The sequence below is a fragment of the Paraburkholderia sp. genome, from assembly GCF_035501035.1.
GTDB lineage: Bacteria > Pseudomonadota > Gammaproteobacteria > Burkholderiales > Burkholderiaceae > Paraburkholderia.
Genome location: NZ_DATJWR010000138.1, coordinates 1 through 7,132, shown reverse-complemented (window position 1 = coordinate 7,132; position 7,132 = coordinate 1). Strand labels below are relative to the sequence as shown.

At 67.4% G+C, this 7,132-nt stretch carries 9 protein-coding genes; 7 read left to right on the top strand and 2 right to left on the bottom strand.

The window, feature by feature from the left end; translation table 11 throughout:
• Nucleotides 1–810 (top strand): gamma-glutamyltransferase (locus VMJ11_RS09640; RefSeq protein ID WP_325619187.1); only part of this gene is annotated, 810 nt, incomplete at its 5' end.
• 67 nt (nt 811–877) lie between these two features.
• On the opposite strand, the gene VMJ11_RS09635 is transcribed toward VMJ11_RS09640, so the two are convergent.
• Nucleotides 878–1,327: an SRPBCC family protein gene (locus VMJ11_RS09635; protein ID WP_325619186.1), complete on the bottom strand. Its 450-nt coding sequence runs from the start codon at nt 1,325–1,327 to the stop codon at nt 878–880.
• A 159-nt stretch (nt 1,328–1,486) separates the two neighbouring features.
• On the opposite strand from VMJ11_RS09635, the gene VMJ11_RS09630 reads away from it, so the two are divergent.
• On the top strand, nt 1,487–1,780 hold the full coding sequence (locus VMJ11_RS09630; RefSeq protein ID WP_325619185.1) for a hypothetical protein: 294 nt from the start codon (nt 1,487–1,489) through the stop codon (nt 1,778–1,780).
• A 239-nt stretch (nt 1,781–2,019) separates the two neighbouring features.
• Here the strand turns inward: VMJ11_RS09630 and VMJ11_RS09625 are convergent, their stop codons facing one another.
• Nucleotides 2,020–2,328, bottom strand: coding sequence for a DUF4148 domain-containing protein (locus VMJ11_RS09625; RefSeq protein WP_325619184.1), 309 nt, complete (start codon nt 2,326–2,328; stop codon nt 2,020–2,022).
• A gap of 275 nt (nt 2,329–2,603) precedes the next feature.
• Here VMJ11_RS09625 and VMJ11_RS09620 point away from each other — a divergent pair, with 275 nt between their 5' ends.
• The 5 genes from VMJ11_RS09620 to VMJ11_RS09600 all read left to right on the top strand — a co-directional run.
• A complete protein-coding gene (locus VMJ11_RS09620; RefSeq protein ID WP_325619183.1) occupies nt 2,604–2,858 on the top strand; it encodes a DUF2282 domain-containing protein in 255 nt (84 codons plus the stop codon).
• A gap of 49 nt (nt 2,859–2,907) precedes the next feature.
• Nucleotides 2,908–3,762, top strand: a complete 855-nt coding sequence (locus VMJ11_RS09615) for a DUF692 domain-containing protein (protein WP_325619182.1) — start codon at nt 2,908–2,910, stop codon at nt 3,760–3,762.
• The gene (locus VMJ11_RS09610) at nt 3,759–4,550 is read left to right on the top strand and encodes a DNA-binding domain-containing protein (RefSeq protein ID WP_325619181.1); all 792 of its coding nucleotides are present in this window, start codon (nt 3,759–3,761) and stop codon (nt 4,548–4,550) included. The genes VMJ11_RS09615 and VMJ11_RS09610 overlap by 4 nt, the downstream gene beginning before the upstream one ends.
• Nucleotides 4,551–4,892: 342 nt before the next feature.
• The gene (locus VMJ11_RS09605) at nt 4,893–6,407 is read left to right on the top strand and encodes a sensor domain-containing diguanylate cyclase (RefSeq protein WP_325619180.1); all 1,515 of its coding nucleotides are present in this window, start codon (nt 4,893–4,895) and stop codon (nt 6,405–6,407) included.
• A 106-nt stretch (nt 6,408–6,513) separates the two neighbouring features.
• Nucleotides 6,514–7,132: DUF2239 family protein (locus tag VMJ11_RS09600; protein ID WP_325619179.1), on the top strand; the 619-nt coding region annotated here is incomplete at its 3' end.

Genomic DNA, 7,132 nt, shown 5'->3' with positions numbered 1-7,132 from the left:
GTGGTCGCGCTGCTGCTGCTCAGGCTGCTCGACAAGTACGATGCCGAAGGCAGCCCGCTCGACGCCGACCGCCTGCATCGCGAGATCGAGGCGGCCAAGCTCGCCTACGCGGTGCGCGATGCGGTACTGGGCGACCCGCGCAAGGGGAGCGTGGACGTGGAGCGCTTGCTGTCCAACGACTACGTGGATGCACTGCGCAGCCGCATCGATCTCGAAAGCGTGCTGGACCCGGCCGCCGCGCTCACTTCGGTCGAGCATCGCGACACGGTCTATATCACCGTGGTCGATCGCGATCGCAACTGCGTGAGTTTCATCAATTCGTTGTTCTATCCATTTGGCAGCGGGTTGATGGGCAAGGAGTCGGGCGTAATGCTGCACAATCGCGGCATGAGCTTTTCGGTCGAGCCTGGGCATCCGAACGCGATCGCGCCGCACAAGCGGCCGATGCACACCATCATCCCCGGCATGGTCGCGCGCGAAGGCCGCGTACAGATGAGCTTCGGCGTGATGGGCGGCCACTATCAGGCGATGGGCCACGCGCATTTCCTCTCGAAGGTGCTGCATTACGGCCTCGACATGCAAACGGCGATGGATCTGCCGCGCGTCTTTCCGCGTCCGGGCACGGCAAGCGTGGAAATCGAATCGACGCTGCCCGCCACCACGCGCGCGGCGCTCGCGGATCGCGGCTTCTCGCTCGTGCCAGCCGCCGGGCCGATTGGCGGCTCGCAGGCCATCCGCATCGATTGGGAGCGGGGCGTGCTGACGGGCGCGTCCGACCATCGCAAGGATGGGTGCGCGCTCGGGTATTGAGGCGCAGCGCCTGGGCGACTTCGACGCAAGGGGAGGGGCACAAAGGGGCGAGAGCGCCCCTTTCTCGTTAGGGCTGCCTGATTTCGGCTTCGACCAGCTTCGCAAGCAAGGCAAGCGACTCCTGCCAGCCGAGATAGCACGCCTCGGCGGGAATGACCTCGGGTATGCCTTCCTGCACGACGTTCAAATCCGTGCCGAAAAACACCGCGCGCAGGTCCACGGTCGTTTGCATGACGCCGGGCAGGTTCTGATCTTCGAATTTTCCGGTGTAGCGAAGGCGCGCGTGAGGGACGAGTTCGAGATACTCGCCGCCGAACGAGTGGCCGTGGCCAGTCGTGAAGTTCGTGAACGACATGCGGTATTGGCCGCCAATCTTCGCGTCGAGCTGGTGAACCGTTCCGGTGAAGCCGTTGGGCGGCAGCCATTTCACGAGCGCGCCGGCATCGAGAAAGGCGCGATAGATACGCTCCGGCGGCGCGTGCAGCACGCGATGCAGGCGGACGCTGTTTGAAGCCATGTCGAGCTCCCTGGGATGTGGACCGGGTTTGGGCCGCCTTGCAATAGTAGGCCACCGGGCCGGACCCATCGCCTAAACTTCCCATTACCGAAATCCCGGCCGCCCACCCCCGGCCGGGCATAGCCCGCAGCCGCTCACCCGCGGCACCCGGAGACCACCATGACCGCTCAACCGCTTGCGATGCATCAGGTCGATTACGAAGGCTTCGAGATTCACGTCAGCACGACGCCGACCGAAGAGGGCGCGAACCGCTACACCTACACGGCTTATGTTTGCCACCCCGGTGCGAATCCCGCGCTGCCGGGCCACACGGTCACGTACCACGCGGGAGGCGACGAAACCTTCCGCAGCGAGCAGGACGCCAGCGACGAGGCGGTGCACGTCGGCCGCAGCATCATCGATGGAACCCACCCCGATCTCTCCGTGCTCTCGCTCGTGACCCACGGCTTTTGAGCGCGGCGGGCCTTCGCGCGCGCCGCCGCGGGCAGCGCGAGGGGAAGGAGGAAAAAGGCCCGGACGGGACGTCCGGGCAAAGCCACCGGATTTCCGGCGGCGGAGGTTTCAGTGGCTGCGCTGCGCGCGTTGCACGCGCGGCGCGGCAAAAATGCGACGGGCCCGCTCTCTCTCAAACAGGAGAGCGGGCCCGTTGGGCGAGTCGCGCGCCGCGCGTTTGCGCGGCGCGTGAGCCGCGATTACTGGCCGAAGTAGACCGGCTTGATGTTCGCCGTGCGGTTGCCGGCTTGCGTGCTGCCATTCGTCGATGCGCCGTAGGCCGTGGCTTCGGCGGTGCCGTTTTGCGCCGCGACGCGTGCCTGGGCTGCCTGCAGGTCTTGCGGGTAGTACGGGCTCGAGACGCCCGGACGGTAGCCGGCCTTCTCCAGCTGGACCAGTTCGGCGCGCACTTGAGCGCGCGTCACGGGCGCCTGGCTTTCCTGGGCGAACGAAAGGGCGGGAGCGACGAGGACGGTAGCGGCGAGCGCTGCAGCAATCAGATTCTTCATGGTAACAACCTCCAAAGATTATGAGTCGATTCGTAACAATCATGCTGCCCGAACCGTTGATGTAACTTTATTGCAGTGCACTTCAAAGAAAAAGATCGCAATCCGGCAAACATCATTACTTGAAGTGCAATAATTTCGGCGTGCTTCGGCGATGCGCCGTGCTGGCGCCCGCCATAAAGAGGCAAAATGGCGCGTGGGAGGTCGCGTGCACCGTGCCGGTCGCGAGCCCCGATCGCTCATTCCCGATCTCATTTCAAAGTTCAAGGAGAAACGCCATGAAGAACCGTCTCGGCCGTCAGGCGCTGATTGCCGCCGCGCTGGCGGGGCTTGCGACGGCTGGCGCGAGCGTCGCGCAGGCGGACGACACCGTGAATTGCTACGGGGTCGCCAAGGCCGGCCAGAACGACTGCGCGAGCAAGACCGGCGTGCATGACTGCGCGGGCGAGGCCAAGGTCGATCACGACAAGGGCGACTTCAAGACCATGCCGAAGGGCACGTGCGAGAAGCTAGGCGGCACGCCGGAGAAATGAGCCGTCATGGAGTCCACGCCGTTCAGGCGCGCATTGCGGGGCGCATGAAATGAGCACGCCGCGTGCGCCTGCGGGCGTGGGCATCGGCCTGCGTCACGCCCACTACGAAGCCTTCATGGCGGGGCCGCCCGGCATCGACTGGATCGAGGTCCACAGCGAGAACTACTTCGGCGATGGCGGCTACGACCTGCACGTGCTCGAAACGGTGCGCCGCGATCTGCCCGTGAGCCTGCACGGTGTGGGGCTCGGACTCGGCTCGGCGGTGCCGCTCGACGAGGCGCATCTTGCCCGGCTCGCGCGACTCGTCGAGCGCATCGAGCCGGCGGTCGTCTCCGAGCACCTGTGCTGGGGGGCGAGCGCGCAAGGCGCGCTGCACGATCTGCTTCCGATGCCGCTCACCCAGGCCTCGCTCGATCACCTTGCGGCGCGCGTCGCGCAGATGCAGGATTCACTGGGCCGCGCCGTGCTGATCGAGAATGTTTCGACGTACATACGATTTCGCGGCGACGCATACAGCGAGGCCGAATTCCTCGCGTCGCTCGCGCAGCGCACGGGTTGCGGCGTGCTGCTCGACGTGAACAATCTGTACGTCAATCAATGCAACCATGGCGAGGATGCGCTCGCGGCCATGGCCGCGCTGCCGCCGCACGTGGTAGGCGAGATTCACCTGGCGGGGCATCGCGTGAGCGCAGCAGCGGTGATCGACGATCATGGCTCGCGTGTCGCGCCGGCAGTCTGGTCGCTATACGAGGCGGCGCTCGCGCGGTTTGGCGCAACGCCCACGCTCATCGAGTGGGACACGGCGGTGCCGGCGCTCGACGTGCTGCTCGACGAGGCGCTTCTCGCGCGCGAGCGGTTCACGCGACACGCCACACCGCATCGCGAGGCGGAGGTTCGCTCGTGAATTCGCGCGACACGCTCGCCTCGCAGCAGCAGGCTTTCGCCGCCGCCCTCGACGACCCCGCTGCCGATACCGCGCTGGCCGCCCGGATGCTGCCCGCCGATGCCGCTAAGCTGCACGAGCGCCTCGGCCTCTATCGAGGCAACGTGCGTGCGGCGCGGCGTGTTGCACTGGCCAACGCCTATCCGGTGCTCGTCGCCCTGACCGGCGAAGCGTATTTCGACGCACTTTCGCTCGCCTACGCGCGCACGCATGCGTCGCGCGAAGCGGATCTCAACCGCTTCGGCGCGCATTTGCCCGAATTCATCGAGCGTTATGAGACCGACACGCGCTATGCGTATTTCGGCGATGTGGCGCGGCTCGAATGGGCGCTGCATGTGGCCGCTTTCGCGGCCAACGAGCCGGCCGACGCCACGCCGCTCGACGCGCGGCAGTGGCAGGCGCTTGGCGCGCCGTGTCTCGCGCAGTCGCGTCTTGCGGTGCATCCCGCGTGCTCGGCGCTCGCCCTGCGCTTTGACGCGGCGGCGATCTGGCAGGCGCATCAACCGGGCGGCGCGTGGCCCGAACGCGTGGATGCCGCGTCGTGGGCGCTCGTGGTGCGCCCGCAGTGGCGTGCGTCAGTGCTGGAGCACACCCGCGCCGCGCATGAGGCCTTCGTTGCGCTGCGCGATGGCGCGACGCTCGATTCGGCGCTTGCACTAGCATTCGACATCGACCCCGCTTTCGACTTCGGCGCGCAGTGGCGTGCGTGGATCGAGGCACGCGCAATCGTCGGGTTGCGCGCGCAGTGAACGCTCGGCGCGGCGAGCCCGTTGTGCTTCACGGCATAAAGCAGAGGAATCCAAACTAATAGCGGATCGCTGGAATTATTCAGGAGATTGGCCAGCGACGAGCACATTGCAGCCAGCAAAAGCAACGCCTGCCCGCCAAGGCCGGCGCCGCCCGGACTTACCCGCATGGCGAACTGCCGCACAGCATGCGAGGGTGCAAGCAGGTACGCAGCGTGCGCGGGTTTGACGAGGTACACTCGACTGCGCATCGGCGTGTGCGGCGCCGGGCACACTCCGTATGCCGGGTGCCCCCCAGGCGCCGGACCACCGGCGCCACTGCAAGGCCATCCCCCAGGGCCCGACATGATGACACGCCGACCGAACGTCGTGATCGCCATTGGCATCGCGCTTGCCGCAGCGCTGACGCTGATCGCCGCGTGGGTCATGGCGCAGATGCGGGACGACGCGCTCGCGAACGCCCGCGCATCCGCATTCAACATCGCACTGCTGTTCGAGCGCGACACGGCGCGCAACTTCGACGTCTACGCGCTTTCGTTGCAGGCCGTGATCGATGCGATCGACGACCCGCGCCTCGCAGCGCTCCCCGCCGACATTCGCCAGAGCGTGCTGTTCGACCGCTCGGCCACGGCGAAGAATCTGGGTGCGATCTTCGTCACCAACGCAGCGGGCGATGTCATCTACGACTCGGGCGCGATGCCGCCGCGCAAGCTCAACGTAGCCGGCCGCGACTATTTCACCGCGCAGCGCGATTCGCCACATTTGGGCCTCTATCTGAGCCGGCCGTTCATTCCGCGCGACGGACCGGCCAATGCCACCATTGGCCTGAGCCGTCGTCTCTCGAACCCCGATGGTTCGTTCGCGGGCGTCGTGGTCGGCACGATGCGGCTCGACTACTTCCGGCAGCTCTTCAGCGACGTGGATATCGGTACGAACGGCACGGTGGCGGTCCTGCTCGCCGACGGTACGCTGCTCATGCGCCGCCCTTACGTCCCGGCGATGATCGGTCACAGCGTTGCCGAATCCACGCTTTTCCAGCGCTTCGAGCGCACGCAGCCGAGCGGCTTCTTTTCGGTCGGCCCGGTGGACGACGTGCGGCGCTGGTTCGCGTTGCGCCGCGTGGACGGCTATCCGCTCGTGTTCGGTGTCGCCATCGCGGCCGAGGATATCTACCGCGAATGGCGCGTGCGCGCCTGGATCATCGGGACGCTCACGGCGTTGCTCGACGCCTCGCTGATCGCGCTCGCGGTGATGTTCACGCTTCAGTTGCAGCGTCGCGTCGCGCTGGAGGCGGAGTTGCGCGAGCAGGCGGGCACCGACGCGCTCACTTCGCTCGCGAACCGGCGCTCGTTCGAGACTCGCGCCGACCATGAGTGGGCGCGCACGCGCCGCTCGGGCATGCCGCTTTCGCTGGCGCTGTTCGATGTGGACCGCTTCAAGCTCTATAACGACCGCTACGGCCACCTCGCGGGCGACGACGCCCTCGCGGCGGTCGCCCATGCACTTGGCGCGCATGCCCGGCGCGCGGCCGACTGCGCGGCGCGTTACGGCGGCGAGGAGTTCGTGTTGCTGCTGCCGGAAACGGGCGAAGCGCAGGCGCTTGCGCTGGCCGAGAAGGTGCGCGCGGCTATCGAGGCGCTGGCGCTGCCGCACGCCGAGAGCCCGAACGGCGTGCTCACCGTGAGCGTGGGCGTGGCCTGTACGACCCAGAGCGTGTTTGCCGACTGGCGCGCGCTGACCGACGCCGCCGACGCGGCGCTCTACACCGCGAAGCGCGCCGGCCGCAATCGCGTCGCGGCGTGGCTGCCAGCCGCGACCACCGACTCGCGCGACACGGGCATTGCCCGCGGATCGGGCTGAGGAGCCCAACCGTTGTCTTCGATCAAATTCTACCCGGGTGATATTGTGCTATGTAATTTACCCGGATAAAATTCGCCGAACCATTGAATCCGGAAGGGAGCGAGCCATGGCGGCGAAGAACGGTTGTACGGCATTTGCGGGCACGCGCGTGATCGCGCGGGGCGTGCCGCTGGCGGTGGCGCTGGCGGTCAAGGCGGAGATCGAGCGTGAAGGGAGCGATGCCGGTCACGCGGTGCTGGTCTTTGACGACCGCGACGCGCGCCCGGTGGAATTTGACCTGCGCGGCACGCAAGCGGAGATCGAGGCGCGCCTCGCCCAGCAGGCGGGCAGCGATGACAGCGTCGGAAGCGATGCCGGCGATGCCGCTGCGCTTGAGCGCGGCACGGCCGAAGACGCGCCGCGCGGCCGCGGCCGCCCGAAGCTCGGGGTGGTCGCGCGTGAGGTGACGCTGCTGCCGCGCCACTGGGATTGGCTCGGCGCGCAGCCCGGCGGCGCATCGGTGGTGCTGCGGCGGCTCGTGGACGCAGCGCGCCACGCGAGCGAAGCGCGCGAGCGCGTGCGTGCGGGGCAGGAAGCCGCGCATCGCTTCATGACCGCGCTGGCGGGCAATCTGCCGGACTACGAGGAGGCGCTGCGTGCGCTCTATGCGGGCGAGCGCGGCCGCTTCGAGGCGGCGAATGCGGCGTGGCCGGCCGACGTGCGCGACTATGCGCGGGAATTGGCGC

Excerpts from the sequence above, each read along its gene's own strand:
- VMJ11_RS09635 (WP_325619186.1), bottom strand. The coding sequence starts at position 1,327 with ATGGCTTCAAACAGCGTCCGCCTGCATCGCGTGCTGCACGCGCCGCCG.
- VMJ11_RS09620 (WP_325619183.1), top strand. The coding sequence starts at position 2,604 with ATGAAGAACCGTCTCGGCCGTCAGGCGCTGATTGCCGCCGCGCTGGCG.
- VMJ11_RS09630 (WP_325619185.1), top strand. The coding sequence starts at position 1,487 with ATGACCGCTCAACCGCTTGCGATGCATCAGGTCGATTACGAAGGCTTC.
- VMJ11_RS09605 (WP_325619180.1), top strand. The coding sequence starts at position 4,893 with ATGATGACACGCCGACCGAACGTCGTGATCGCCATTGGCATCGCGCTT.
- VMJ11_RS09625 (WP_325619184.1), bottom strand. The coding sequence starts at position 2,328 with ATGAAGAATCTGATTGCTGCAGCGCTCGCCGCTACCGTCCTCGTCGCT.
- VMJ11_RS09615 (WP_325619182.1), top strand. The coding sequence starts at position 2,908 with ATGAGCACGCCGCGTGCGCCTGCGGGCGTGGGCATCGGCCTGCGTCAC.